This window comes from Marinobacter orientalis (assembly GCF_004792665.1).
GTDB lineage: Bacteria > Pseudomonadota > Gammaproteobacteria > Pseudomonadales > Oleiphilaceae > Marinobacter > Marinobacter orientalis.
Map to the genome: position 1 here is coordinate 64,886 of NZ_SRZX01000001.1, position 25,053 is coordinate 89,938.

Annotated in this window: 28 protein-coding genes; 12 read left to right on the plus strand and 16 right to left on the minus strand. The window is 57.7% G+C overall.

Annotated features, from left to right (window positions below; genetic code table 11):
• Positions 1-19: 19 nt before the first annotated feature.
• Positions 20-874, minus strand: coding sequence for an NAD-dependent protein deacetylase (locus tag DIT72_RS00330; protein ID WP_169450021.1), 855 nt, complete (start codon positions 872-874; stop codon positions 20-22).
• Between the two features lie 114 nt (positions 875-988).
• Positions 989-1,525, minus strand: a complete 537-nt coding sequence (locus DIT72_RS00335) for a DUF1415 domain-containing protein (RefSeq protein ID WP_135953230.1) — start codon at positions 1,523-1,525, stop codon at positions 989-991.
• A 104-nt stretch (positions 1,526-1,629) separates the two neighbouring features.
• Here DIT72_RS00335 and DIT72_RS00340 point away from each other — a divergent pair, with 104 nt between their 5' ends.
• A complete protein-coding gene (locus DIT72_RS00340) occupies positions 1,630-2,535 on the plus strand; it encodes a haloalkane dehalogenase (protein ID WP_135953231.1) in 906 nt (301 codons plus the stop codon).
• On the opposite strand, the gene DIT72_RS00345 is transcribed toward DIT72_RS00340, so the two are convergent.
• Complete coding sequence (locus tag DIT72_RS00345) at positions 2,526-4,112, minus strand: ABC-F family ATPase (RefSeq protein WP_135953232.1); 1,587 nt, start codon at positions 4,110-4,112, stop codon at positions 2,526-2,528. The genes DIT72_RS00340 and DIT72_RS00345 overlap by 10 nt on opposite strands.
• A gap of 197 nt (positions 4,113-4,309) precedes the next feature.
• On the opposite strand from DIT72_RS00345, the gene DIT72_RS00355 reads away from it, so the two are divergent.
• Together DIT72_RS00355 and DIT72_RS00360 are read left to right on the plus strand one after the other, a co-directional pair.
• Positions 4,310-4,588 (plus strand): peptidylprolyl isomerase, encoded by a 279-nt coding sequence (locus DIT72_RS00355; protein WP_135953234.1) that lies wholly within the window; start codon positions 4,310-4,312, stop codon positions 4,586-4,588.
• Positions 4,588-5,544, plus strand: a complete 957-nt coding sequence (locus DIT72_RS00360) for a VanZ family protein (RefSeq protein ID WP_135953235.1) — start codon at positions 4,588-4,590, stop codon at positions 5,542-5,544. The genes DIT72_RS00355 and DIT72_RS00360 overlap by 1 nt, the downstream gene beginning before the upstream one ends.
• A gap of 42 nt (positions 5,545-5,586) precedes the next feature.
• Here DIT72_RS00360 and DIT72_RS00365 read toward each other — a convergent pair whose 3' ends face one another.
• Positions 5,587-6,765: a M24 family metallopeptidase gene (locus DIT72_RS00365; protein WP_135953236.1), complete on the minus strand. Its 1,179-nt coding sequence runs from the start codon at positions 6,763-6,765 to the stop codon at positions 5,587-5,589.
• Positions 6,766-6,844: 79 nt separating this feature from the next.
• Positions 6,845-7,663: a DUF2059 domain-containing protein gene (locus tag DIT72_RS00370; RefSeq protein ID WP_135953237.1), complete on the minus strand. Its 819-nt coding sequence runs from the start codon at positions 7,661-7,663 to the stop codon at positions 6,845-6,847.
• A gap of 123 nt (positions 7,664-7,786) precedes the next feature.
• On the opposite strand from DIT72_RS00370, the gene DIT72_RS00375 reads away from it, so the two are divergent.
• Positions 7,787-8,476 (plus strand): transglycosylase SLT domain-containing protein, encoded by a 690-nt coding sequence (locus DIT72_RS00375; RefSeq protein WP_135953238.1) that lies wholly within the window; start codon positions 7,787-7,789, stop codon positions 8,474-8,476.
• A 7-nt stretch (positions 8,477-8,483) separates the two neighbouring features.
• Here the strand turns inward: DIT72_RS00375 and DIT72_RS00380 are convergent, their stop codons facing one another.
• The 5 genes from DIT72_RS00380 to DIT72_RS00410 all read right to left on the minus strand — a co-directional run bounded on the left by DIT72_RS00380 (position 8,484) and on the right by DIT72_RS00410 (position 13,893).
• Positions 8,484-9,377, minus strand: a complete 894-nt coding sequence (locus tag DIT72_RS00380) for a LysR family transcriptional regulator (protein ID WP_135953239.1) — start codon at positions 9,375-9,377, stop codon at positions 8,484-8,486.
• Between the two features lie 409 nt (positions 9,378-9,786).
• A complete protein-coding gene (locus DIT72_RS00390; RefSeq protein WP_135953241.1) occupies positions 9,787-11,469 on the minus strand; it encodes an AMP-binding protein in 1,683 nt (560 codons plus the stop codon).
• Positions 11,470-11,864: 395 nt separating this feature from the next.
• Complete coding sequence (locus DIT72_RS00400) at positions 11,865-12,491, minus strand: TPM domain-containing protein (RefSeq protein WP_135953243.1); 627 nt, start codon at positions 12,489-12,491, stop codon at positions 11,865-11,867.
• A gap of 62 nt (positions 12,492-12,553) precedes the next feature.
• Entirely contained in the window at positions 12,554-13,288 is a 735-nt protein-coding gene (locus DIT72_RS00405; protein WP_135954677.1) for a TPM domain-containing protein, read from the minus strand.
• Between the two features lie 8 nt (positions 13,289-13,296).
• Positions 13,297-13,893 (minus strand): LemA family protein, encoded by a 597-nt coding sequence (locus tag DIT72_RS00410; protein ID WP_135954678.1) that lies wholly within the window; start codon positions 13,891-13,893, stop codon positions 13,297-13,299.
• 222 nt (positions 13,894-14,115) lie between these two features.
• On the opposite strand from DIT72_RS00410, the gene DIT72_RS00415 reads away from it, so the two are divergent.
• The gene (locus DIT72_RS00415) at positions 14,116-14,400 is read left to right on the plus strand and encodes a YebG family protein (protein ID WP_135953244.1); all 285 of its coding nucleotides are present in this window, start codon (positions 14,116-14,118) and stop codon (positions 14,398-14,400) included.
• Positions 14,401-14,465: 65 nt separating this feature from the next.
• Here the strand turns inward: DIT72_RS00415 and DIT72_RS00420 are convergent, their stop codons facing one another.
• Positions 14,466-14,894: an Lrp/AsnC family transcriptional regulator gene (locus tag DIT72_RS00420; protein ID WP_135953245.1), complete on the minus strand. Its 429-nt coding sequence runs from the start codon at positions 14,892-14,894 to the stop codon at positions 14,466-14,468.
• Positions 14,895-14,959: 65 nt separating this feature from the next.
• Between DIT72_RS00420 and DIT72_RS00425 the strand changes: the two genes are divergently transcribed.
• Positions 14,960-16,159, plus strand: coding sequence for an arginine N-succinyltransferase (locus DIT72_RS00425; protein ID WP_228260687.1), 1,200 nt, complete (start codon positions 14,960-14,962; stop codon positions 16,157-16,159).
• Positions 16,146-16,949, plus strand: coding sequence for a DUF1338 domain-containing protein (locus DIT72_RS00430; RefSeq protein ID WP_135953246.1), 804 nt, complete (start codon positions 16,146-16,148; stop codon positions 16,947-16,949). The genes DIT72_RS00425 and DIT72_RS00430 overlap by 14 nt, the downstream gene beginning before the upstream one ends.
• Before the next feature lie 20 nt (positions 16,950-16,969).
• Here DIT72_RS00430 and DIT72_RS00435 read toward each other — a convergent pair whose 3' ends face one another.
• The gene (locus tag DIT72_RS00435) at positions 16,970-17,842 is read right to left on the minus strand and encodes a diacylglycerol/lipid kinase family protein (protein WP_135953247.1); all 873 of its coding nucleotides are present in this window, start codon (positions 17,840-17,842) and stop codon (positions 16,970-16,972) included.
• Between the two features lie 165 nt (positions 17,843-18,007).
• On the opposite strand from DIT72_RS00435, the gene DIT72_RS00440 reads away from it, so the two are divergent.
• The gene (locus DIT72_RS00440) at positions 18,008-18,793 is read left to right on the plus strand and encodes a ZIP family metal transporter (protein ID WP_135953248.1); all 786 of its coding nucleotides are present in this window, start codon (positions 18,008-18,010) and stop codon (positions 18,791-18,793) included.
• Here the strand turns inward: DIT72_RS00440 and DIT72_RS00445 are convergent.
• Positions 18,790-19,578 (minus strand): TSUP family transporter, encoded by a 789-nt coding sequence (locus DIT72_RS00445; RefSeq protein WP_135953249.1) that lies wholly within the window; start codon positions 19,576-19,578, stop codon positions 18,790-18,792. The genes DIT72_RS00440 and DIT72_RS00445 overlap by 4 nt on opposite strands.
• 248 nt (positions 19,579-19,826) lie before the next feature.
• Between DIT72_RS00445 and DIT72_RS00450 the strand changes: the two genes are divergently transcribed.
• Positions 19,827-20,492, plus strand: a complete 666-nt coding sequence (locus tag DIT72_RS00450) for an AbiTii domain-containing protein (protein ID WP_135953250.1) — start codon at positions 19,827-19,829, stop codon at positions 20,490-20,492.
• Positions 20,493-20,499: 7 nt separating this feature from the next.
• On the opposite strand, the gene DIT72_RS00455 is transcribed toward DIT72_RS00450, so the two are convergent.
• From DIT72_RS00455 to DIT72_RS00465, 3 genes are all read right to left on the minus strand, one after another.
• On the minus strand, positions 20,500-21,567 hold the full coding sequence (locus DIT72_RS00455) for a peptidoglycan -binding protein (RefSeq protein WP_135953251.1): 1,068 nt from the start codon (positions 21,565-21,567) through the stop codon (positions 20,500-20,502).
• Between the two features lie 12 nt (positions 21,568-21,579).
• Positions 21,580-22,302, minus strand: coding sequence for a MotA/TolQ/ExbB proton channel family protein (locus tag DIT72_RS00460; RefSeq protein WP_135953252.1), 723 nt, complete (start codon positions 22,300-22,302; stop codon positions 21,580-21,582).
• Positions 22,303-22,419: 117 nt separating this feature from the next.
• The gene (locus tag DIT72_RS00465; protein ID WP_135953253.1) at positions 22,420-23,328 is read right to left on the minus strand and encodes an alpha/beta fold hydrolase; all 909 of its coding nucleotides are present in this window, start codon (positions 23,326-23,328) and stop codon (positions 22,420-22,422) included.
• 217 nt (positions 23,329-23,545) lie between these two features.
• Between DIT72_RS00465 and DIT72_RS00470 the strand changes: the two genes are divergently transcribed.
• The 3 genes from DIT72_RS00470 (at position 23,546) to DIT72_RS00480 (ending at position 25,046) form a co-directional block, all read left to right on the plus strand.
• On the plus strand, positions 23,546-24,253 hold the full coding sequence (locus DIT72_RS00470) for a DUF3581 family protein (protein WP_135953254.1): 708 nt from the start codon (positions 23,546-23,548) through the stop codon (positions 24,251-24,253).
• Between the two features lie 13 nt (positions 24,254-24,266).
• Complete coding sequence (locus tag DIT72_RS00475) at positions 24,267-24,734, plus strand: DUF4112 domain-containing protein (protein ID WP_135953255.1); 468 nt, start codon at positions 24,267-24,269, stop codon at positions 24,732-24,734.
• 93 nt (positions 24,735-24,827) lie between these two features.
• The gene (locus DIT72_RS00480) at positions 24,828-25,046 is read left to right on the plus strand and encodes a zinc-ribbon domain-containing protein (protein WP_135953256.1); all 219 of its coding nucleotides are present in this window, start codon (positions 24,828-24,830) and stop codon (positions 25,044-25,046) included.
• The last annotated feature ends 7 nt before the right edge of the window (positions 25,047-25,053 follow it).

Below are 25,053 nucleotides of genomic sequence, written 5' to 3' on the forward strand. Positions count from 1 at the left end.
ATAGGTAGATGCCGAAGCGTCAGAGCTTGCCGAGGGTGGCCGCCAGGGTTTCACTGATGCCGGCATTGAGCTTCAGGTCCACCAGCGCGTCGGCCCGGGTACGACCCAGGTTCAGAGTGGCCACGGGTTTGCCCCATTCCCTGGCATAGCGACAGAAGCGAAATCCGGAATAAACCATCAGCGACGATCCGATCACCAGCAGGCCGTCGCTCGACCTGAGCGTATCCAGCGCGGAGTAGACCCTGTCTTTTGGCACATAGTCCCCGAAGAAGACCACGTCAGGCTTGAGGATACCGTCGCAACGGGGGCAGCTGGCAACGCGAAACCCAGAGAAATCCACCTCAAGGTCGGCGTCACCATCGGGTGCGGCGACGGCAGAGTAGTGTTCAAACCCGGGATTCATGTCTGCGCTGCGTTCGTGCACCTCATCACGCTTGCACCGGTACCCGCAGCTCATACAGATAACTTCATCGGCCCTGCCGTGCAGATCCGTCACGGCACTGCTTCCGGCCTGCTGATGCAGACGATCTACGTTCTGGGTGACCAGAAGGCGGCTATGATTGCGCGACTCCAGCTCGGCGACATGATGATGGGCGGTATTGGGCCTGGCGTTGCGGATGACCGGCCACCCTATCAGGCTTCGGCCCCAGTAACGCCGACGCACGGCGACACTGGTCATGAAATCCTGATGTTGCACCGGCGGTTTGCGCTTCCAGGCCCCGTCGCCGTCGCGATAATCAGGAATGCCGGAATCGGTACTGACTCCGGCGCCAGTCAGTATCATCAGGCGCGGGTACCGCTGAATAAACTCCGCCAGCCTGGCACCGGCCTCATCCGGGCCATGCAGCACCAGCGGCTGATCATCGATTGGCATGGTCACGCCTTTGGCAGGCTTTCGAATTGCAGACATCAGACTCACCCTGTTGGCAAACCTCTATACTTTAGGGGGCAAACGAAGCTCTGCCAATAGCGGCGGCTGGAAAACAGTTCAAAAACCCGAAAGCCTGCGGCGCATCTCTTCTGCGCCCAGGCGATTCATCAGTTCAATATTCTGCCCGGGTATTGATTCCGTTCCCGGATAGCCGGCAATGGCCTGCTCGAGGCTTTCCTCCCGCAGCAGGTGCAACATCGGGTAAGGCGAGCGATTGGTGTAGTTCTCGGCATCGTCCGGCCTGGTACCGCCAAACTGGTAATCGGGGTGGAAGCTGGCAATCTGGTAAATCCCGTCCAGCTCCAGGTACTCCAGCAGGCCGTCAGCAGCGGCAAGAAATTCGTTGTACTCCGCAAAATCCCCAAGCACGCCCGGATGCACAAGCAGGGTTGTTTCAACCTCCGGGTGCTCGTTGAGATGCACCAGCTCTTCCTGCAGCGCCAGCAAAAGTGCCTCTTCCGAGCCGGCGTCAGTAGCCACAAAGCGTATCCGCTCCTTTACCAGCTCCCTGCGCGCAAACGGGCACAGATTAAGCCCAATCACGGTCTCCGACAGCCACCGACGGGTGGCGTGCAGAATTGAATTGTGCTCCAAGAGTACACTCCCTATTGTGATAGAAGGAACAGACACGCCCCGGGCGAGTCGTGATAGGTTAAGCAAGCTTACAATAATTCCAGTATCGATACCGGAGATCAAAAATGGACGTGGCAAGAACGCCTGACGAACGATTCGAGCGGCTGCTGGACTACCCTTTCAAGCCCCACTATGTAGAAGTCGATGGCCGGCGCATGCATTATGTCGACGAAGGGCCTGCGGACGCCATGCCCGTACTGATGATGCACGGTGAGCCGTCGTGGTCCTATCTTTACCGGCACATGATCCCGATCTGCGCCGCTGCAGGGCACAGAGTCATTGCCCCCGACCTGATCGGCTTTGGCAAGTCCGACAAGCCCACGGACATCAATGCCTACAGTTACCAGAGCCATATGGAGTGGATGCAGTCCTTTCTGGACCAGACCGGTTTACAGGATATCACCCTGGTCTGCCAGGACTGGGGCTCACTGCTGGGCCTGCGCCTTGCTGCGGAAAATCCGGACCGGTTCCGGGCCATCGTTGTCGGCAATGGCATGCTGCCAACCGGTGATCAGCCGGTGCCAAAGGCTTTTCAGCTATGGAAGAACTTCGCCCTTTACAGCCCCTGGTTCCCGATTTCCCGCATCATCAACACGGGCAGCTTCCGCACACTGGGTCCGGATGAGCGTCGTGCCTACGACGCCCCTTTTCCGGCCAAGAAATACAAGGCCGGGGCCCGCGCCTTCCCGAAACTGGTGCCGGTGAAGCCGGACGATCCGGCCAGCGAGCCCAATCGGGCGGCATGGAAGGTCTTGGAGCAGTGGCAGAAACCGTTCCTGACCACCTTCAGCAACGGCGACCCCATCACCCGCGGCGGTGACCGTTTCATGCAGGAACGCATCCCCGGCGCCAAAGGCCAGCCCCACACCACCCTGACCGGCGGTCACTTCCTGCAGGAAGACTCACCGATGCAGTTTGCCGGCGCGGTCAACGACCTTCTGGCCCGTTTGGACCGGGGCGATCAGAAATAACCCTGGCTGCGCAGGTAGTCGTCGTAACTGCCACTGAAGTCGGTGATGCCATCGGCGTTCAGCTCAATGATGCGTGTAGCCAGCGATGACACAAACTCCCGGTCGTGGCTGACGAACACCAGCGTGCCCGGGTAGTTTTCCAGGGCCAGGTTCAGGGCCTCGATGGACTCCATGTCCAGGTGGTTGGTAGGTTCGTCCATCAGCAGCACATTGGGTTTTTCCAGGATCAGCTTACCGAACAGCATCCGGCCCTGCTCGCCGCCTGAAATAACCTTCACCGACTTGCCGATATCATCACCGGAAAACAGCATGCGGCCGAGGGTGCCCCGTACCAGTTGCTCACCGCCGGTCGTCCATTGTGCCATCCAGTCGGTCAGATTCATGTCTTCGGCAAAATCCGCGGTATGGTCCTGGGCGTAGTAGCCCACCTGGGCGCTGTCTGTCCACTTCACATCACCGCTATCTGGCGTCATGTTGCCAGCCAGACACTGCATCAGCGTGGTTTTACCAATGCCGTTGGGGCCGATGATCGCCACTCGTTCCCCGGCCTCAATCTTGAGGTTGAGCTTGCTGAACAGGTTTTCGCCGTCAAAGCCCTTGCTCATTTCTTTGAGGGTAACCGCCTGCCGGTGCAGCTTCTTGGTCTGCTCAAAACGGATAAACGGGCTCACGCGGCTGGAGGGTTTCACTTCCTCAAGCTGGATCTTGTCGATCTGGCGGGCGCGGGAAGTCGCCTGCTTGGCCTTGGAGGCGTTGGCGGAAAAGCGGCTGACAAATTGCTGCAATTCGGCAATCTGGGCCTTTTTCTTGGCGTTATCCGACAACATACGCTCGCGAGCCTGGGTGGCGGCAGTCATATACTCATCGTAGTTGCCCGGGAACAGCCGCAGCTCGCCGTAATCCAGATCCGCCATGTGGGTGCACACACTGTTCAGAAAATGGCGGTCGTGGGAAATGATGATCATGGTGCTGTTCCGTGCCACCAGGATGCTTTCCAGCCAGCGGATAGTGTTGATATCCAGGTGGTTGGTGGGCTCGTCCAGCAGCAGGATATCGGGATCGGAAAACAGCGCCTGTGCCAGCAGAACCCGCAGCTTCCAGCCTGGCGCGATCGAGCTCATCGGGCCGTTGTGCTGGTCCAGGGGAATGTCCAGCCCCAGCAGCAGCTCACCGGCACGGGCGTCGGCGGTGTAACCGTCCATCTCGGCGAACTGGACTTCAAGATCCGCCACGGCCATGCCGTCTTCTTCAGTCATTTCCGCCAGTGAATAGATACGGTCCCGCTCGGCTTTTACCCGCCATAGCTCCTCATGGCCCATGATTACGGTATCGATAACCGAGCAGTCCTCGTAAGCAAACTGATCCTGGCGCAGTTTGCCCAGTCGCTGATTCTGGTCCACCATGACCTGTCCTGCCGAGGGTTCCAGATCGCCCCCGAGGATTTTCATGAAAGTGGACTTGCCGCAGCCGTTGGCGCCAATCAGGCCATAGCGATTGCCGTTGCCGAACTTGACAGATACGTTTTCAAACAGGGGCTTGGCCCCGAACTGCATGGTAATGTTCGCGGTGGAAATCAAGAAGAAACCTATCAACAGTGAATACCGGGTGAAGCCCGGTCGGGAAAAGCCGCCATTGTACAGGTTTGCCGCCGAAACCGTGAGACAGCAGAAACACGGATAAAAAGCGCTTGCCACAGACGGCCGCGGCGGGCAGCATTTCAGCCTCGGCAGTATCAACATATTTTCCAGCATCCGAATGAAAGGAAACAGACGTCATGACACAGGCAACTGCGCGCCACATCCTGGTAGACAGCAAAGAAAAATGCGAAGAACTGAAGAAAGCCATTGAAGACGGTCAGGACTTTGCGGAAGTGGCAAAGCAGCACTCCTCCTGCCCCTCCGGACGCAATGGCGGTGACCTGGGTTCCTTCGGCCCCGGCCAGATGGTTCCGGAATTCGACAAGGTGGTATTCAACGGCGAAGTGAACAAGGTTCTCGGGCCGGTGAAGACCCAGTTCGGCTACCACCTGCTGGAAGTCACCAGCCGGAGCTGATGATTCCGTATCTGCCAGCTGACCGCCGGGCCCGCAAAGCCAGGATATGCCAGTATCTGGCCTTTGCGGGTATCGTCCTGATAGCGCCCTTTTTCTTCATTGGCGGTCCTCAATGGACTGACGGGCCGCTCTACAAGTCTGCCTGGAACCTCGGGCACATCCTTTTCTTTGTCCTGCTGACGATTGCGGTTCAACCCTGGCGGATCTGGGCCGGCTGGAGGCTGTGGCTGTTTGCCACACTGGCTGTATTCCTGTTCGGCCTGGGGATAGAACTGCTCCAGTACGGTCTCAGCCGTCAGATGGACTGGCATGACGTCCTCCGCAACCTGCTGGGTCTATGGGCCGTACTTGCCGTCTGGCCGCGGGCAATCAGAGGTCGGTTTTCACCTCCGACGGTCTGGGTTCTGCGAATCATCGTTGCTGGACTGCTGATTGCCGAAGTGGGCGATATTGCAAGAATTGGCATCCGGCAATACCAGGTCAGCCAGCTGTTGCCTGCGCTCTATGACTTCAGCCGGGAGGATCCGGCGCCGTTCTGGAACGGGCCGATCACAGCGACTCCGGGAAACAGGCAAAACGACCGGCAGGGACAACTGGAGATATCCCTCTCCACCAACCGCTACTCCGGTGCCTCTCTCGACAATTTCCCGCATGACTGGCGCGGATACAGGCATCTGATAGTCACGATGTATAACCCGCAGCGTCACTCCATGACACTGAACCTGCGTATCAACGACGTTAAACATGACCTCGGCGATAATGCCTACAATGACCGCTTCAACATACGCCTTGAGCTACCTCCCGGCGAACACAGCTTCCGGCTGGATCTGGACCGGATCAGAGACGCCCCTGCCGGGCGACGCATGGACATGGGAGCGGTCCGGCGGCTGGGTTTATTCGTTTCCGGGTTAACGGAACCGAAAACTGTCTACCTGCGGGATATCAGGCTGGAATGACAGCGTATGGCCTGTTCGACGCGGGGCCCGGCCAGGCACGACTCAGTCCAGCCGCCAGGGATTGGATGTCAAAGGCTCTGCGCCTTTTTCGCCCACCAGCACCGTATCACTGCAGCCAATACCCCAGTGTCCCGGAATTCGCAGGCAAATCGGCAGGTGAAACACCATGCCCTGCTGGAACACGGCAGTTTCTCCGCGAGCAATGAAACCGGAACCTTCCACCCAGGAGGGGGGGAACTGAGCGCCGACGGTGTAGCCAAACACCCCGGAGAAAAATACTGCATCAGCCAGTGGCGCCAGAGCCTGCTCGGCAGCCCTGGCCGCAGAGTCGAAGGTTCTTCCCGGCACCATGGCGGCCTGCAGGGCCTCTACCACACGGCGGCACCCATCGAAGACAGAGCGCATCCTGGAGGACGGCTGACCAGCGACAACGGTGCGCATCATCGGCGCTGTATAGCGCTGCCAGACAGCACCGAATTCCAGAAATACAGTATCACCCTCCTCCACTTTACAACGCTTGTGGTTGGTATGAATGACACTGCTTCGCTGCCCCACCGTCACGATGGGCTGCATACTCATGAACTCACTGCCACCGGCCAACAGGGCCTCCGCGCCCACGGCGGCGATGTCGTTGTCTGTCATGCCGGGCTCTATGGCCGATGCAGCAGCTTCTATACTCTGCCCGGTAATGCGGGCACTTTGCCGCAAGCAGTCAATTTCCGCAGCTGATTTGACGATGCGAATGCCTTTGAGCATGCCGGACGTATCCACAAACCGGACATCCGGCAATCGCTGTCTCAAGCCTTCCACAACACCCTGGCGCAACGAGCCGTGCCAGAAGTCGATGCCCACTGTTGATCCATGACCGCCCAGGGCCTGGGCCAGCGGATCCAGCACATCGCCGATCCCCTCCCAGCGGTAGCCGATGACGTTGTCAACCCGGGTGGTGATCATGGCGGGGCCGGTTTCAATGGAGGGCACCTGTAGCGTCAGGGAGTCGGCAGTGACCACCAGCGCTACATGGACGGAAACTTCAAAGGTGCTGTAACCGGTCAGGTAGAAAAGATCAGACGGGTCTGTCAGCAGCAACGCTCCGACACCCTCCGCTGCCATTATGGCTCTGAGGGGGCCAAGCCGTTGATCGTATTCAGACTGGGGGAACGGGCATTCCCGCCCCCTGAGTTCTCTGGCCAGGGTTTTCTGGTAGGCATTAAAGTCCATGGGGTTAATCTCCGGGAGGAGGAAAGGTTACTACTGGAGACTGGACCCAAACCGGCTGCTTTTCAAACCCTGAAGATTTTTATCCCGGATTGAAAAAACGCACCAGCTGGCTGCCAACCGATTCCACGGGGTCGGTAATCGAACGCTGAATACTGTTGGTGACCACCCGGGTAAATGCAGAACCGGCGTCACTCTCAAGAAATTCAATATAGTCTTTCAGTTCCGATGTGCTCAGATCCTGATAGGTATAAAGGTAGCCGCCATAGACCTGCTGGGAAACCATGCCTCGCAGCATACCCCGCTGGCTTTCGATCTTCTGTTGCAACTGCTCAAAGCTGGGCCCCTTGCTGCCGTTGAAGGCTGCCATGGCAGAAGCCAGGCCCAACTGGACGGCAACGGTCGTATCCACCGCACTCTCGGTGGCCCGCGCTGCCCTGTCAAACCGGTCAAACAGCTTCGCACGTTCGCTGCCGGCGTATTTATCCTGTAAATCCGCCGCTGCGGCCTCCACCTTTTCCCAGGTTGCCGGTCTGGACGCTGCGATCTCCTCTTGGGTAATCTTCCTCGCCAGGGGCGTTTCATACCAGGCAAGCACTGAATCCAGTTGCTGGTCACTCAGGCCCTGATCCAGGCCATCAACCACCTGTGCACGAATCTCGGCGACACTGAACGAACTGCTGACGATACTGCTGATGGCGTTGGCGACAAAGGGCTCTACCCGGCCACTCTGCATCAGACCCTCGCGGACGCCCTGACTCATCATCGCCGGATACTGGGCGACAATTGCATCAACCGGGGACGCCCGGAGCACGGAATCGGCCAGCGGGCTGGCGGTGGCGGAAGTACAGACCAGCAAAAGAAAAAGTAAAGCCGGTTTAACTTGGGATAGTGCGCGCATGAACCTAGTATCCTGTGAGATCGGACGTTTGTTATGCCATGGAGCCCTTCGCCCCTGCAAGCAAACCGGGCCGACGTTTGATGACCATTTTGTAGTGTGGAGCAAAAGAGCACTGGCCTACCCATGAAGAAACGTCGTAACCGACTGAAAATATGGAAGTCGCGGCTTCGCTGGTATGGGCTGCCCTCGCTGGGCCTGGCCATCGCGATTGTGGCAACTCTGCGGTTCAGCCTGCTCGAGCCGGACCCTCCGGCCAACCCGGAAAACGTCTGTGAGATTTTCCGGGAGCATCCTGTCTGGTACGACTACGCCAGCCGCTCAAAAGAACGCTGGGGCACCCCGATTGCCACACAACTGGCCTTCGTTTACTACGAGTCGTCGTTCCGCAGCCATGCCCGGCCGCCCCGGACGCAGCTGTTCGGCTTCATCCCCTGGACCCGGCCAACGTCTGCCTACGGCTACGCCCAGGCTCTGGATCCGGCCTGGGGCGAATATCTGGATGCCAACGGCGACGGATTATCGGTGGTGCGCACCAATATGAAACACGCTCTGGACTTTGTGGGCTGGTACAACCACCTGACCAACCGTCACGTAGGCATTCCCCTCACCAGCCCGGAGAAACTCTATCTTGCCTATCATGAGGGGAGAACCGGGTACCAACGCCAAAGCTACCTGGCCAAGCCGGCGGTGATGTCGCTGGCCGAGCGGGTGCAAACCCGGGCATTCCGTTACCATCGCCAATTACAGACCTGCGAGGAGGAGTTCCAGTGCTGGCGTTTCTATCAGTTCTGGCCTTTTTGCGGCGAGTGGTAGAGCCGGCTCAGGTGTCTCCCTCCACTCGTGGTGACAGCCTTGCCAGCCTGGCGGTCAGAAATTCCTTCACAATACGCACCCGTGCCATCTGCTGGGTTTCATGGTTGACCATCAGCCAGAGGTCCACACCCTCGCCCTCAAGCGGTGCAGACAACCGTTTCAGCTCCCGGGTACTGTCTCCCAGATAGCAGGGCAGCGCAGCGAGGCCAGCGCCGGCCCGTGCCAGGGCGTGCATGGCCTGGAGACTGTTACAGCGAATAATGGAAGAGACATTTTTCAGATGCTTACGGTACCAGCGGCCCGTTGCCAGGTGGCTGAAGCTTTCATCGGGCAGGATCCAGAGCAGCTGTTCCGGCGCGCTCGCCAGGTCCATGTCGGGATGATACTTGCAGTAATCCACGGAGGCATAGACAGCAGACTCGATCGTACCAATACGCTCACCCTCCAGGGTGGCCTGGGGTTTGTTCACCGGCCGCAGCGTCAGATCGGCCTCGCGATGGCTGAGATTAAGCACATCATTGTCGGTGAGCACCTCCAGCTCAATATCCGGATATTCGCGAACCAGGTCCGCAATCATCGGACTGATCAGGCCATTGACCATGGTGTCAGTAGCAGCAAGCCGGACCTTACCCACCGGTGCCGAATCCTGTCCCACCAGCTGGCGTTCAAGGTTTTCCATATCGCCGGTCAGTCTTTCCGCTGCCCGGAAGGCGGTTTCCCCCACGGGCGTCAGCTGGAGTCCGTCCCGGCTGCGTTCAAAAAACTGAACGCCCAGCTGTTCCTCCATCTGGTCCAGACGGCGAAGCACCGTGGTCTGGTGCACGCCCAGTATCTCACCGGCTTTGGCGAGGGTTCCGCCTATTGCCAGCGCGTGTATATATCGAAGATAATCCCAATCCATAGCTACTGCATATTTGCAACATGAGTACGGAGTTTAACGTATTTAAGCTGCAAAAAAGAAGGCGTATAGTCATTTACATAGTCAGCTAACCAATATTTTTCAACCCACCAGATAAGGAGGAAGGCGCTATGACTCGAGCACATATCGCAACCGCACACCCTATGCCATCCAGTATCCTCCACAACAGTACTGAGGTCAGGCGCCAATATACCCGTGCAGCTGCAATGCAGGCCGCACAGGTAATCAGCCGGAAAATGAATTCCTGGAGAAAGAAGGCGACATCCGCAACGCCGGAGATGCCCCAGATGATGCAGGGCGGACACTAGGCCCGCCTCTGTAAGGGAAGACAGATTTCATCAGCACCGGTGGTCCTGGGTACTCAGGACCACCGGTGTTTTCATTTACAGGCTCAGAATTCCCAGATCACTTTCCGCTTCTTGCCGAACCACTCGTCCATTTTGCGATTGTAGTAGTCTTCGATCACGTTGCGCTTGATCTTCATGGTGGGCGTCAGCATGCCGTTTTCCATGGTCCAAGGCTCCTTCACCACCACTACAAAGGCCAGTTTTTCGTGGCCCTCGCATTCCCTGTTTACGGCATCCAGTTCCGCAGCCAGTTCCTGCTCCAGCTCTTCGCGGCTGCCACCGGCTTCCAGTTCTTCCCGTGCCTCTTCGGACAACAGCACCATCAGACATGGCTGGGGCTGATTGGCGCCAGCCACACAAACCACTTCGGCTTTCGGATGGTTGAAACGGTTCTCGATGGGTACCGGTACCACGTACTTGCCCTTGGAGGTTTTGAACAGGTCCTTCACACGGCCGGTAATACGCAGGAAACCTTCACTATCAATCTCACCCATATCGCCGGTTTTCAGGAAGCCATCCCCGGTGACATCTTCACGGGTTTTCTCCTCGTTCTTGTAATAGCCCAGCATTTGCCCGGGGCTTTTCACCTCAACTTCCTCGCCCTCTGCCAGGCGATGCTCCACGCCCGGATTGGTGACACCGACGGTACCAGGCTTCGCCGAGCCGGGGCGGTTGGCATGGGAGTAACCGAAGTTCTCGGACATGCCATACACTTCCAGCAATTCCAGGCCCAGATTGCGATACCAGGCGATGATTTCACCGGAAAGAGGCGCCGCGCCTGTCAGGGCGGCACGGCAATGATCGAGCCCCAGCTGCTTGAGCACTTTCTTTTTTACCAACCGGTTCAGCAGCGGGATATTGAAAAGCACTTTCTGCTTCTTGGGTGGCAGCTTGTTATTGATACCCAGGTAGAATTTCATCCACAGCCGCGGCACCGAGAAGAACAGAGTCGGGCGGGCGCGCTGCAGGTCCTCCTGGAAGGTATCCAGGGAATTGGCGAAATAAAGGTGGAAACCGTAGTACAGCGACTGGGTTTCAACCGCTGCGCGCTCAGCCACATGGGCAAGCGGCAGATAGGAAAGCATACGCTCGTCCTGATTGACCGGGAAGATCTGCTGCAGGCCATCCGCTACGGAGATCATGGTGCGGAAACTGTGCATCACACCTTTTGGCCGTCCCGTACTGCCGGAGGTGTAGACAATGGTCGCCAGGTCGTCTGGATCGGGCAGCTTCGGCTCTGCCGGTTCCTCGCTGGCAATGATTTCCAGCCATTTCGGGGTATCGTCACGGGGCGACATCGGCAACGAGATAATCGGCAGGTCTTCGGGAATGTGACCCTTGATGTCATTCCAGCCGTCAGCCGTGCCATCCATCTTGCCCAGGAAAAGCAGCTTCGCTTCGCTGTGCTCGAGAACGTAGGCCGCCGTATCGCCGTTCAGGGTGGGGTACAGCGGAACTGAAACATGGCCTGCTGCCCAGGTGGCCAGGTCACAAAGGATCCAGTGCGCGCTGTTTTTGCCCAGAATTCCGATATTGCTGCGCTCGGAAATATTCAGGGAGCCAAGGTGCGCTGCCATCCGGGAAACCTGATCCGCTGCCTGCTTCCAGGTGATGTCCTCGGTGGTCCCGTCCGGAAACGGCTGGGTCAGATAGATCTTATCGGGGGTTTGCTCTGCCCAGTAATAAAGGCAATGGAGGGAGGTTTGCTTTGCACTGTCTACAGCCATCGACGGCTCCTTATTGTTATAGTCTGGACTCACTTCATTTTTATCAGACTAAAGCATAGTACCTGTATTTTCGCTTTCCTCAAGCTCTCTGGGCCGGGGACATCACGCAGGCGTCAAACATGGCAAATGCGACAGACAACACGCTTTCATTCGTGACATTGCTCAAGAATGGTCTAGAGTGTTGTTGTCAGCGTAGGGACAACAACAAAAAGACCACCCTGGAGGTGTATGTGAGAACAACTACCCGCTCATCACTGATTTTCCCGGCCTGGGCCCTTATCTGCGCAGGAGCAGTTGCATTTCTGTATTGCGCCTCAGCAGGCCTCCTGACCGCCTGAGCGGCAAAAAGAACCGAGCCTGGCCAGGCCTGACTCCTCAGGCCGGGCTGACAGGCGTCAAGATCGTTTCGGTATCAGCACCAGGTGGTTGGGCAACTCATTTTTCTCATGGGTAGCGGGCACCTGTTCCCTGAGGTGCTGACCGCAGCTGTCGATACACTCCAGAAAGCCCGTCAGGGTATCGCCGCTGCGCACCCGGTCGGTAAAGGTTTTGACAATGCCTTCCCAGACATCGTCGCCAACCCTTGAGGAGATGCCCTGGTCCACCAGAATTTCCACATAGTGTTCGGCTTCCGAGACGAAAACCAGCATACCCACACCGCCCTCGGTGTGGTGCAGGTTCTGCTCCAGGAACTGCCTGCGGGCCATGTTGGAAGCCCGCCAATAACGTACCTGCCTTGGAATCAGATGGTGGCCCACCCCCGGAAACTGTAAAAGCAGGCAAAGCACGATGAAGGTTGCCCATTGCACCACGAGCAACCAGTCCGCACTCAGGGAGCCGGTGAAGTAATTGATAGCGCCGGGAAGCAATAAAGCGATGATTCCCGCCCAAAGCAGGGGTATGTAGGCGTAGTTGTCGGAAGTATCGGCCAGCACGGTCACCAGTTCCGCGTCGGTTTCACGTTCAACCTCAGAGATGGCCGCAGCCACCTGTTGCTGTTCCTTGTCTGTTAATAGCGTCATATTTGTTCCGATATTGCTGAATCAGGGGATTCCGTGTTTGTGAACCTTCAGATAAGGCAGGGCTACCAGCCGCCGGAGGCGCCACCGCCCCCGAAGCCACCGCCTCCACCACCGAAGCCACCACCCCCAAGGCCGCCACCACGACCACCGCCAAGTCCTCCGAGGAGAGCACCTGCCAGGATGGCACTACGGCCGCGCCGGCCACTCCCGAAAAACGCCAGCAGGATAATGATGAAAAACAGGATGCCGAGTGCCGGATGGGGCTTGCCCTCTTCGGCCCGGGAGCCCTCTGATGCCGGCACTGCCAGGGGTTCCCCACCTAAAACCTGCACCATGGCCGCAGCACCGTTGGCAATGCCGGAGGCAAAATCACCCTGCCGGAATGCCGGGGTAATGATCTGGTTGATAATAGTAGAGGAGGCGGCGTCCGTAAGACGGCCTTCCAGCCCGTAGCCCACTTCGATGCGGATTTGCCGTTCATCCTCCGCAACGATCAGCAGAGCCCCGTTATCTTCACCTTCCTGGCCAATACCCCAGTGCCGGCCGAGCTGATAGCCATAATCCTCGATAGCATAGCCCTGCAGGTCCGGGAGGGTCACCACCACGACCTGCTCGGTCGTGGATTGTTCATGAGCTTTCAGCATCTCGCTCAGGTTGGCCTCAACCTGCTGCGGAAGCATGTCGGCCTGGTCTACTACCCGCCCCGTCAGTTCAGGAAACTCGGGAGTGGACTGGGCTACCGCCGTAGCCTGGAATATCAGGCCAAGAGCCAGCAATACCGTTATCCGGCGCAACATAAAGGGCATCAGAATTCCACCTCAGGGGCGTCTTCCGCATCCGGGGATGTCGCCTCAAAATTGGCCCGCAGCTCCATGTCACTGTACAGGAAGCTGTGCCACAACCGGCCCGGGAAGGTGCGGATCTCGGTATTGTAGCGCTCGACCGCCTGGATAAAGTCCCGTCTGGCCACCGCAATGCGGTTTTCAGTGCCTTCCAGCTGCGACTGCAGGGCGAGGAAGTTCTGGTTCGACTTCAGGTCGGGGTATCGCTCGGATACGGCCATCAAACGGCTGAGGGCACTGCTCAGCTCACCCTGGGCCTGCTGGAACTGCTGGAGCTTTTCAGGATTGTTGAGAATGCTTTCGTCCACCTGGATCGACGTGGCCTTTGACCTGGCCTCAATCACTGCCGTAAGGGTTTCCTGCTCCTGTTTGGCGAACCCCTTTACGGTTTCGACCAGATTCGGGACCAGGTCTGCCCGCCGCTGATACTGGTTTTCCACTTGCGACCAGGCCGACTTTACCTGTTCGTCATAGGTGGGGATGTTGTTTATGCCGCATCCGGCCAGCAACAGGGCCAGTAAAGACATGGCCGCCAATCGGAAAACGGTTCGGCCTGGCATGGCTGTGTTCAGGTATTGCATAGCTTATCGGTTCCTTGATGATTAACGGGGCCAGTTGCCTGAAGCCTCTGACACTAACATACTTCCGCTTCTGCGGGTGCCCTGAACCGCAACGACCCGACGCAACTACTGTATACATATACAGACCTGTTCGATATACTGCCGCCGACTCAATGAACCCCACCAGACACGACAACGTGCGGGAACACACTGGAGAACATCATGGCCGTACAAGCGCTGTATTACTCGGAGAGGGACGGACTGGAGATGGCACTGAAACACCCTGACACAATGCTCTTCTCGTCCAAAGCCGAAGCCGACGCCCGGGACAAGGTACTGGAACTGGCAGAGGAAATTACCCAGTTTCTTCAGGCGCGGGTTGAAGGTATGGATGAAGCCATGGCTGAAAAAGCGGCACTGGCCATTGCCGAAGAGAAAGACCTGTTCGGCAGGGCGCTCAAGAAACCTTCCCTGTTGAACGAGCAGGCACAGCCGGATTCCGACTGATGCCCCTGCCAGCCCCTAGTGTCCCGTCTGGCTAATTCGTTAATCTACTGCGGGACACTAGCCGCTCAGCGGCGAAAACGCGTTTCCAGCACCACCGCTGAGTTGGTCCGCTCGACCCCTTCCAGATTGCCTATCTCGTCGAGCACAGTACTGAGCTCCTCCAACGATTGCGCCTGAACAATGGCGATCAGGTCGTACTCGCCACTGACTGAATACAACTGGGACACCTGGCTGATCAGCTCAAGGGCGGTATTGGTCCGTGCCGTCAGCTTCTGAAAGACCTTGATCGACACGTGCGCCTCCACCTGATTGGCCGAGAACTCGCCACCCAGTTGCACGGAATAGCCCCGGATCACACCACTGGCCTCGAGCTTCGCTATGCGATTCTGCACGGTTGAACGCGAGACGTTCAGGGCACGGGCGAGATCGGAAATACTGGAACGGGCATTCTGGCGAAGCTTCAATAGCAGTTGCTGGTCTTGCTTGCTGATCATATTGCCGAACCTTAACGCCATTTTGTAACTATAAAATATCATTTCTGATAAATCGCAGCTACAAAATGACAGCCCGCCTCATCATACTGTCCTCACCGATCTTCACCAGTACAGAGGCAGTAACAGATGAGGATGTCACCATGATTATCCGCCCGGTTGCCATAACGGACCTCCCTTCCCTACAGCAAATAGCTGTGGAATCCGGCCCCGGCTTTACCTCACTGGTGGATGACTGCGATTTCCTGACCCGGAAAATCGATCGCTCCCTGGCAAGCTTCGCACGCACCGTGACTTCGCCCGGCGACGAAAGTTACCTGTTTGTTCTGGAAGATTCCGAAACCGGTGAGATCATGGGCACTACCGGCATTGAAGCCTCGGTGGGCACCCGCCGGCCGCTGTATCATTACCACCGTAGCCTGGTGGTTCACCATTCACCGGAACTGAATCTGCACCGGCGAATGGAAGTACTGAACATGTGTAACCACTACACCGGTTGCAGTGAAATCTGCACGCTGTTTCTGCGGCCGAGATTTCGCCGGGCGCAAGCCGGCAAGCTGCTCTCGCGAGTCCGTTTCCTGTTCATGGCGCAACACCCCCAACGATTTGCAGAAACAGTCATCGCGGAGATGCGAGGCGTGTCGAACGAGAGTGGGCAGTCCCCGTTCTGGAACTGGTTACGCGCGCATTTCGTGGACCTCGATTTTGACACGGTGACTCGCATGGTTGGCACCGGAGACAATGGTTTTATTGCAGACCTGATGCCCCGGCACCCACTCTATACCCAGCTGATGGACGAAAGCGCCCGTGCGGTTATCGGCCAGGTGCATGACAATACCCGCCCTGCCCTGAACATGCTTGAGGCCGAAGGCTTCCGCCATACCGGTTACATTGACCTGTTCGACGGAGGCCCTTCAGTGGAGGCCAGGCTGCACGACATCCGTTCTGTGTCGACTTCTGCCGGGTGCCGGATTCAGGTTGTTGATGATGTCCAGCCGGCGCTGGAAAAATGGAACGGGGGCGGCAGGGGACGAACGTTGGTCATAACCAATACAGGAACAGCGGATTTCCGCGCCACCGTTACCAGTGCGGCCAAGTATCTGCCCGCGCGCAACCTGTTACAGGTGCCGAGAACACTGGCAAACACGCTTCAGCTGGGTAACGATGGACATGCCCGATTTACGGAACTGGCCACCACAAGCACAGACAGGCAGCGTGCGGCCATTCCAATGAACCAGAAAAAGGAGGCGCTCCATGCACACCGATAGAGACACCCTGTTCAGTCGTCTTTGGGACAATTATTGTGAAGTAACCCCATCCGCCGAGCATATCCACCGGTTGCTGGATGACACCCAGGGCGGAGAGATCGTGAACGACCACATCGCCCTGCGCACCTTCAACCTCGAGAAGGTCAATCTGGACAAGCTGGCAGCACACTTTCTGGCTCTGGGCTACCAGCAGGGCGGTGACTATCATTTTGAAGCGAAGAAGCTCTACGCCAGGCATTATGAACACCCCGACCCGTCCGCCCCCAAGGTGTTTATTTCCGAGCTGCTGGTGGAACAGTGCTCCGAGCCGGCGCAGGCTATCATTCACCAGCTGGTGAGTCAGATGGATCCGGCGGCGGGGACGGCCGACAACTTCCTGTATTCCGGGCGCCACTGGGACATCGACTATCCTACCTACCAGGCTCTGCTGGAAGAAAGCGAGTACGCGGCCTGGGTGGCTGCCTGGGGCTTCCGCGCCAACCATTTCACGGTGAGCGTCAACGCCCTGAGTCGCTTCCGGACGGTGGCGGAGATAAACCAGGTTCTGAAAGACCATGGTTACCGGGTGAACAACTCCGGCGGGGAAATCAAGGGCTCTCCCGAAGAACTGCTGGAGCAGTCTTCCACCATGGCGGATCGGGCCGAAGTGGCGTTCTCTGATCAGAAAGCAGCCATACCCAGCTGCTTCTATGAGTTTGCGCTCCGCTACCCCAAATCCGACGGCCAGCTTTACAGCGGATTTGTCGCCGCTTCAGCGGACAAAATCTTTGAAAGTACCGACAGCCGCTAGGTCATCACTGCCAGCCCGTGCTAAGTAGTGACCAGCCCTTCACAGATCACCTCCAGGCAGGCCGGCCGGCATTTTGCGTCCAGCGGTGTCTTCCCGGCAATCTCCCCATCCATGGTGACGGTTTTTGAGGAACGGGTGGTGACTCTGACCTCGGGGCTTTTAAGATGCACCACCGTGCTGGTGCGCTTTGGTGAGCTCCGGCGCAGGCGGACAGTGAGAAAGGTCAGCAAAAGCTGGAACATCGACCGCGGGCGAACCGCGATCACATCCAGCTGCCCATCACCGGCTGATGCCTCGGGGATCTCGTTCCCACCACCGAAAAAGGCGCCGGAAGAGACGGCAATGGTGAGCCAGCGCCCGGTCACGTTGCCGGTTCGGGTTTCAATCCGGCCGTGGAACCCGCGATAAGCCGACAGTTTCTGCAGCAAAGCCGCAACATAACTGAAGCGACCGAGAAACCGCTTGGTTTCCCCCGACGACTCCCGGACGGCAAGTGTTCCAAGACCGATATGGGCAACGTTGAGAAACATCCCCTGATCGGCAATGGCAACATCAACCCTGCGTGTCCGGCCTGCTGCCACCAGGTTACAGATCTGCCGGGGATCCGCCGGAAGCTTGAGATTGCGGGCAAAATCGTTGGCGGTGCCGGACGGAAGCACTGCAAGGGTCGCTCCGGATTCCAGGCACAGAACTGCCGCAGCATTCACCGACCCGTCCCCTCCTGCCGCCAGCAGGATGTCCCGGGCATCAATCTCGCCTGTCCAGCCGGTATCGGCGAGGCTGCAGTCCCTGATACCGGAAATACCGGCCGCTTCCAGATGCGTGCGCCAGAAATCGGCGCCGCGACTGCCTTGTTCCCCTGCCTTGGGGTTTGCCATCAACCAATAGACCATGACATTCCTATGCGTGCTGAGCCAGTATTCAAATCCGGGCGTAACTATTACCATTGAGCGTATCTACGTATAAATTATAAACCGTCAGCGCGCCACCAACATGGTTAACGTTTAATCTGGCGGCGACACACTGATCAAGCCGCAATCGGGACAATAGGGAGGCCAATGCTGGAGGAGGTTAACGTAGTCTTGCTGGGAGCCACGGCCAGCCTGCTGGCTGGCCTGGGGACCGGTGTCGGCGCACTGGGTGTGTTTCTGGTGAGAAAACTCACGCCACAACTGCAGGACGGCATGCTGAGCGCTGCCGCCGGCGTCATGCTGGCAGCGTCTTTTTTTTCGCTGCTGCTGCCCGGGATCAAATACGGGGAGGAACTGACCGGGGCGACCTGGAGTGCGTCGCTGATGGTCATTGCAGGCCTGCTCATGGGTGCGGGACTGCTTTTCGGCATTCACCAGCGGCTGCCTCACGAGCACTTTACCCTGGGGCGCGAGGGGCCGGAGAGCGCCCGCATCCGCCGGATCTGGCTGTTTATCATCGCCATAGCCCTGCACAACTTCCCCGAGGGCATGGCGGTCGGTGTGGGTTTCGCCGGAGGCGACATTGGCAATGGCACCGCTTTGGCCCTCGGTATCGGATTACAGAATATTCCCGAAGGTCTGGCAGTGGCGGTGTCACTACTGGCCATCGAGCACTCGCGGACCAAATCCTTCTTTATCGCTGTGCTGACAGGCCTGCTGGAGCCCGTTGGCGGTCTTTTCGGCAGCGCCATGGTATGGCTTGCCGAACCCATCATGCCCTGGACCCTCGGTTTTGCGGCCGGCGCCATGCTGTTTATTATAAGCGATGAGATTATTCCGGAGACCCATCGCGGCCAGTTCAAGACCCTGGCCACGTTTTCCCTGCTGGGCGGCTTTGTGGTCATGATGTTTCTGGACGCAACGCTCGGCTAGCCGGGAAAGATAACCTTTATCATCCCGATACTGCTGACAATCAGCAGCACAACGCCGAGCACACGGAAAAACACCGGCGTTTCTGCCCTCAGCATTCGGTCGTGGACGTAAAGGCCGGTGACATGACCCACGGCCGCACAGGGCAAAAGCCAGAGGTGGTGGATCAACTGCAGATCGACGCCTACCCAGATAAAGGCCGCCATCTTGATGGCCACCAGAATGAACCAGAGGGCGAACAGGGTGTCCCGCAGTCGTTCCCTGGGCAGATGTTGTGCGACCACGGCGATGATCAGGGGTGCCCCTATCAATGAAGTGCCACTGACATACCCGCCCACCATCAGGAAAACCGTGTCGACGGCGCGACTGCCGCTGCGAAAGGGCCGGTCGAGGATGTAGGAGACAGAATAAAGCGCGACGATCGCAAAGATAATAGTGCTCATGACATCTGAAGGCAGGGTAATAAGCCCGAACACACCGATCAGCTTTGGCACAATCATGATGCCCAGAATCCGCCACAGGTAACGCCAGTCCACAGTCCCTGCCGACGTGCGCCCCTGCTCATCCGTTCCCGACGACTTGCGATTGTTCATCCAGATGGTGAGCGATGAAAACACCAGCAGATGTACGGCAATAATAGGCAGGAACACCAGCGGTTCATCCAGCACCAGGAGCAGAAACGGCAACGACAGCACCGCGCCGCCGAAGCCGAGCCCGGAACGGACGAAGCCGCTCCAGACAAAGATCAGGCCAACCAGGACATACTGGTACAGCGCCAGCTCAGACATAGTGGTACCCAGATTCCGGCAAGTAGGTTCACGCAAGCAGGTTCGCGAATGCAAAGGCGTACGAGCATACCTGTCAGGCCCCCATTACTTCCAGTAACAAAGAGGTACTTTTTTACAACGGAAGACAGGCCCGATACCGCCTAATTTTTAAGCAACGGCTCCGGCGTCATGCCGCCGGAAGCCTATGACAAAAACAACAACGACGCAGGGAAAGCTATGCCCCTGCCTGCAGTAAAGGGAGAACAACGATGTCAGCAGCGGTTGAACACCTCGACGAACGGCTTCAGGACGGCAGCGAGCTGCTTGAGGAAATAATGCCTTCTGCCATTACCCTGGCCATGATGCTCCGCCAGCGAACCATGGCCTCCTGGATGCGAACAGAATTTGACGGCTACGGCGACCTGTCTTCGTTACCTCCCTACCGCCGTGACGTACCTGGCCACATCGTTGCCCGCTCTCCCCAGTATGGCTGGATTCCGGCACCGGTCGACAACAGGCAGAAGCAGGAATTCGGGCACCGTGATATGCCGGAGGGCGTCAAGTCCCTTGAGAAAACCTGCCTCAGCTGCAAAAAAGGCACGGGTAACCGGATAGTGTTCGATAAGGAGGAAATGGCCGCATTGCAGGGCCAGATCAACCTCACCGCGGAACTGGCAATCACCATGAGCAGGGACAGCTACTGCAGACTCCTTCGGGTTATCCGCAGCGCCCTGTACCTCTGGGCGCAGGCGCTTATGGAAGCGGGCATTGGCGGCGACCACAACTCCTACAGCGAAGACGAGCGCAAGAAGGTCGCGCACCTGGACGATCCCGAGCGTTTCTGGCGCCAGGCACTGGAAAGCAACGCAGACCTGCCTATTCCGGACGTTCGGGAAGTGGGCTTCTTCGAACGCGTTTTCGGACGGGCCGGCTGAGGTCTCCTCAGCGGTCGGTCAGTTTGATCTCGATACGGCGGTTCCGCTGTAAAGCTTCAGGGGAACTGCCCTCGGCGACCGGGAAGAACTCACCGAACCCGGCTGCTGCCATACGGGTCTCAGGCACGCCCTGTGAGGCAAGGTAGCGCACCACCGCCACCGCCCTGGCAGTGGACAACTCCCAGTTGGATGGAAACTCTTCGGTATTGATCGGAATGCGGTCGGTGTGGCCATCGATACGCAGAATCCAGTCAATATCATCCGGGATGGCCGAGGCAACATCCAGAAGCACGTCTGCCAGTTTATCCAGTTCCCGCTTGCCTTCCTGGCCCAGACTGGCCGAGCCGGAAGCAAACAGCAGCTCGGAAGGCAGCAGGAAGCGGTCGCCGACAATGCGGATGTTCTCGTTATCCTGGAGAATCTGCCGTAACCGGCCAAAGAACTCGGACTGATAGCGCTCCAGTTCATTGACCCGTTCCGCCAGTAGCCTGTTCAGGCGTTTACCTACCTCTTCCAGCTCGGCCTCTTTCTCGGCCGTCAGATCTTCCTGCAGTCGCAGCGCCGCGGCAATGCGGCTCAGCTGGTCCTGCAGGGCCGTAATCTGGTTCGACAGCCGCTGGATGATGACACGCTGGGAGGCGGTAAGCTGTTCTTCTTCATCCAGTTCCGCCTCGGCGCTGGAGACTGCCTGTTGCAGGTCCTCCACCCGCATGGCCTGGGCTTCGGCATTGTATTGCTGCGCCAGCCGTTGCGCCCTTTCCTCTTCAAGTTCCGCACGAAGCGACTCATTCAGGGCCAGGCTTTCACTATAACTGCTCTGGACAGCTGCCATTTCCTCTTCCAGTGCATCTGTCTGTGCACGCTCCAGCCCCAGCAGCCGTGAAATTTCCTCCAGCTGGCTGTTCAGTCTGGCCAGTTCCGAATCACGATCTGACAGGGTCTGAGAGAGATAGAGCTGGCTGACCACATAGATCAGCAGCATGAAGATAATCAGCATCAACAATGCGGAAAGCGCATCCACGTAGCCGGGCCATACGTTGATGTTGCTGCGGGTACGACGTCTCGAGCCGATCATGGCGCCGCCCTGTTATTCCGGTGCATCGTCAACCCGATCCACCAGGTTGGTGACGCCGGTCAGCCACTCTTCCAGACCGTCGTAAAAGCGGTTCTGGGCATGCCCTGCCTGGATATCCAGAAAGCCGAGCACAAGCGAGCCACCCAACCCCAAAAGTGATGAACTGAATGCCGTCCCCATGCCCTGAAGCGGCTTCAGTAGCCCCGATTGAAGCCCGGCAAACACTTCACCAAAATCTTCCTGCCCCATATCCAGGTTTACGATGACCTCTCCCACCGAATTGATGGTGCCGAGGAGGCCCCAGAAGGTACCCAGCAGGCCCAGGAAAATCAGCAGACTGATGAAATAACGGGTAATTTCACGCTGCTCGTCCATCCGGCTATGAATGGCATCGAGAACCGTGCGCAGCGACATGGTAGACAGGGAGAAACGGTCGCGTTTGGAGTCGTCATCAAGCTGGCGTGCCAACGGTTTCAGCAACCGGGGCTCCTGCAACACTGAAAGCCCGGCATGACCGGTACGGAACTGTGCCACCCATCGCAGTTCCGGGAACAGCACGAAAACCTGGCGGTAGGTAATGACTACGCCGATCAGCAGTACACAGACAATCAGCAGGTTGAACACCCAGTTTGCCATGAATGCGGCCTGGAGCGGTTTGTAAATCAGGGCACAAACCACCCCGACTACAGCCAGAAACAGCGTCATCCAGAAAAGGGTATGCTTGGGATTGCTCATTAACACCACCGGTTTTATCGGGAAACACGTTAAAACCTAGCACATTAGCACAACCCCCGGACCCCTGCTGAACTTAACCCCGTTCTGGCGGGTTAAGGATTTGTTACCCGGCCGACCTCACAGCCGATCGTGCCTGACAATACTGTCCGGAGCTGCGCACCAGGCTCTCAGTTCTGCCAGCACATCCGCCGGCGCCTCCTCGGGCAGAAAATGCCCGCAATCCAGCATCCTGCCCTCAACCCTGTCAGCGTAAGCCTGCCAGACGGCCATGACATCATAGGTACGGTTTACAAACCCCTTGCTACCCCACAGCACCAGCATCGGGCATTCAACCCTGCGATCACGGTCACGCTCATCGTGCTCAAGATCAATACTGGCGGCGGCACGGTAATCTTCACAGGAGGCGTGAATCACCCGGGGATCACGGAAGCAGCGTAAATACTCCGCGACCGCCTGCGGATCAAAGTGGGCATCCGGCCCGCTCCAGCGACTGAGTTTTTCCCTGAGAAAATAATCAGGATCGGCGCCGATCATGTGCTCGGGCAGACCACCCGGCTGAATCAGAAAGAACCAGTGATAGTACCCCGTCGCAAAATTCTGATCGGTGTGCCTGAACATGTGCAGGGTGGGCGCAATATCCATTACGCAGACACGGGATACCCGCTGGGGATGGTCAAGCGCCATGCGATGGGCCACCCGTGCACCCCGGTCATGCCCTGCCACGGCAAATTGCTGATAGCCCAGGTGCGCCATCACCTCCACCATATCCAGTGCCATTGCGCGTTTGGAATAGGGGCTGTGAGTGGTATCCGATGGCGGTCTCGAGCTGTCTCCGTAGCCCCTCAGGTCCGGACATACCACATGGAAATCCCGGGCCAGTCCGGGCGCCACCCGGTGCCACATCACATGTGTCTGGGGGTAGCCGTGCAGCAGGAGCAGAGGCGGCCCCTTGCCGCCATGGACAAGGTGAATATCGGCACCGGACGTCTCGATACGCTGCGTTCTGAATTGAACACCAAAATCCATCCTGAAACTCCATTAACAAGCTTTGCGCTTTGCCATTTTCAATGATCAGTGTAGTAAACCAGCGGCATTGATCGAGCCAAAAACTGCCCTGCAGGCCACTATAAAAGTGGTTATTTTCACGCTTGTGTTAGACATTGGTTTCGTTGCATCTTGCTGCAGACCGCTTTTAAGGCCACTATCGTAACCATCCATATTTGCGATATTGAAAAGGCACCGCATGTTTCTTGAACGCTACCATTCCATTCAGGACGGACACGTACTGATCAGCGCAACCCAGGCCAGCCGCTTTGCCAAGGAAGTGGCAGGGGATTTCAACCCCATCCACAACCCCGATGCCCGCCGATTCTGTGTGCCCGGAGACCTGCTGTTTGCCCTGCTGGTGGCGCATTTCGGCCTGTCCCGTAACATGACGTTCTACTTCCGCAGCCTGCTGGGGGAGAATGTGCCACTGGAGTTCCGTAAAGACAGCGATGGCCTGATCCGTGTCTACGACGATAAGGGCAAGGTCTATATCGAGGTTGAGCACAGTGGCGAATTTACGCACGATCGCACTGTTATCGAGAATTTCACCCGTTGTTACGTCGCGGCCTCTGGCAAGAACTTCCCCCACACCCTCAAACCACTGATGGAAAGCGAGGGCGTAATGTTCAACCCTGACCGGCCCATGATCATGTACCAGAGCATGAGCCTGACGCTGGACACCCTTGATGCTCCCCATCCTGACCTGGAACTTCATAACGCGGAATTGAAGCCTGAAGGAAAGCGGGGCAACGTCTCACTGGATTACCGGCTGCTGACTGATGGCAAGACCGCCGGCGAGGTTTCCAAAAAGCTGGTTGTCAGTGGACTGCGTGAATACGATGCAAATGCGATGGACGATGTGGTGGAGGAATTCTATCGGCTCAAGAACAGATCCTGGGACTAACGGACAGGCTGTCATGGCAACACCGGTAAGCCGCGAACAAAAACAGGCGGCCCTGGCCCGTCTCGACAGGTTCAGCCGAATGGCCGACAACGCCATTGGTATACCGTTCACCCGCTTCCGGATCGGCTTCGAGCCCCTAATCGGTCTGGTGCCGGTCCTCGGTGATTTCGCAGGGCTGATCATGTCCTGTTATGTGCTGGTGGAAGCCCAACGGGCCGGCGCCAGTAGCCGCGTTAAAGGGCAGATGGTCCGCAATATGCTGATCGACTTTTTTGGCGGGCTTGTTCCGGTCGTCGGAGATGCTTTCGACTTTGCCTGGAAGGCCAATGCCCGCAATACGAAGCTGCTCCGTGACTACCTGGAAACCGAACTGCAAACCCGGCCCAGGCCACCATTCCCCTGGAAACAGCTTGTGGTCATTGTTGGCATCCTCTCGGCACTGACTGCCCTGGGAGTGCTCTTGCTGGGAGCCACTGCATAATTCCCGGATCGGGGAACAGTACGGATTTGTGCTCCGCCGCTATCACAGCTTAATCTTGAGACAGAGATACTGCACGACCTAAGGAAAAACACCATGGCGAACAACATCTGCTCCAACTGTGGAACGAACATCCCCCCGGGAAGTAAAAAATGCCCGGAGTGCGGCAGCCTTCAAACCTCAAAATTCAAGATGATTCTGGGCGCAGCCACTGTGCTGATTGCAGCTCTGGTTATTGTCATAGGAGCCATATTCATCATCGTCAAAGACGAACCCGCGAATCCGGCCGGAGACACCACCGAAATAACTCCCTGACAAGATA